Origin of the sequence: Cellulomonas septica (genome assembly GCF_012396155.1) — a bacterium.
In the GTDB taxonomy this organism is placed as follows: Bacteria; Actinomycetota; Actinomycetes; order Actinomycetales; family Cellulomonadaceae; genus Cellulomonas; species Cellulomonas septica.
Genome location: NZ_JAAXOY010000878.1, coordinates 1 through 1,128, shown reverse-complemented (window position 1 = coordinate 1,128; position 1,128 = coordinate 1). Strand labels below are relative to the sequence as shown.

The 1,128-nt window shown below is 72.6% G+C and carries 1 protein-coding gene; it reads right to left on the bottom strand.

Annotation, left to right across the window (positions count from 1 at the left end):
* Positions 1-261 precede the first annotated feature (261 nt).
* Positions 262-1,128 (bottom strand): c-type cytochrome biogenesis protein CcsB (ccsB, locus tag HGA02_RS19975; protein WP_168681173.1); only part of this gene is annotated, 867 nt, incomplete at its 5' end.

The window sequence follows — 1,128 nt, the reverse complement described above, 5'->3', positions numbered from 1 at the left end:
CGTGGACGCCGCGCCGCCGCACGGGACCGGTCGCCCCCGACGACGACCCCGACTTCCTGCGCAAGCTCGACGAGGAGCGGCGCCGACGCGAGCAGGGCACGGGCGACGGCTCCCCCACGACCTGACGTCCCGCCGACGTCCCGACGTCGCGTCGACGTCCTGACGTCCCGCCGACGTCCTGACGTCCCGTCGACGTCGGACGTCACGCCGCGCGCACGTCCCCGGTCCGCGCCCGCCGCCCGTGTCGGGCGGACGGGCCGGTCAGAGGCCCGAGTAGGAGTGCTTGCCGGAGAACACCAGGTTCACGACGGTGAAGTTCGCGAGCACGACGGCGTAGCCGACGAACACGAAGTAGGCGGCGCGGCGTCCGCTCCACCCGCGCGTCGTGCGGGCGTGCAGGTAGGCCGCGTACACGACCCACGCGACGAACGTGCCGACCTCCTTGGGGTCCCAGCCCCAGTAGCGGCCCCACGCGTGCTCGGCCCAGATCGCGCCGCCGATGAGCGTGAACGTCCACAGCACGAACCCGAGCGCGTTGAGGCGGAACGCGAGCGCCTCGAGGTCGCGCGGCGACGGCACCTGGTCGACCCACCCGAACCGCGGGCCGACGACCGCACGCCGCATGCCGTCGGTCCAGGCGCGGGGCGCGTCGACGGCCTTGGGGCCGGACGCCCGCACGTCGGCGAGGATCTGCAGCGCGGACGCGGCGAACGCGACCGTGAAGATGCCGGTCGCGATGATGGCGACGCCGACGTGGATGACCAGCCAGTAGGAGTGCAGCGCGGGCTGGACGGCGTCGGCCTGGATGTAGAACGCGTTGAGGGCCAGCACGAGCGCGAGGACCGCGATGCCCATGACGAGCACGCCGAGGAACGCGATGACCCGGCGGCGCTGCACGACGGCGAGCACGGACACCGCGACGAAGACGCCGACGATCGTGAACTCGTACATGTTCGCCGTGGGCCAGCGGCCGGCGGCGATGCCGCGCAGCACGATGCCGGCGAACAGCAGCGCGAGGCCCTTGACCATCTGCTGCACCGACTGGTCGATGCCCATGAGCTGCATGCCGTTCGACATGACGCCCATGATCAGACCACCGACCATCGCGCCGGTGACGCGGCCGACGCC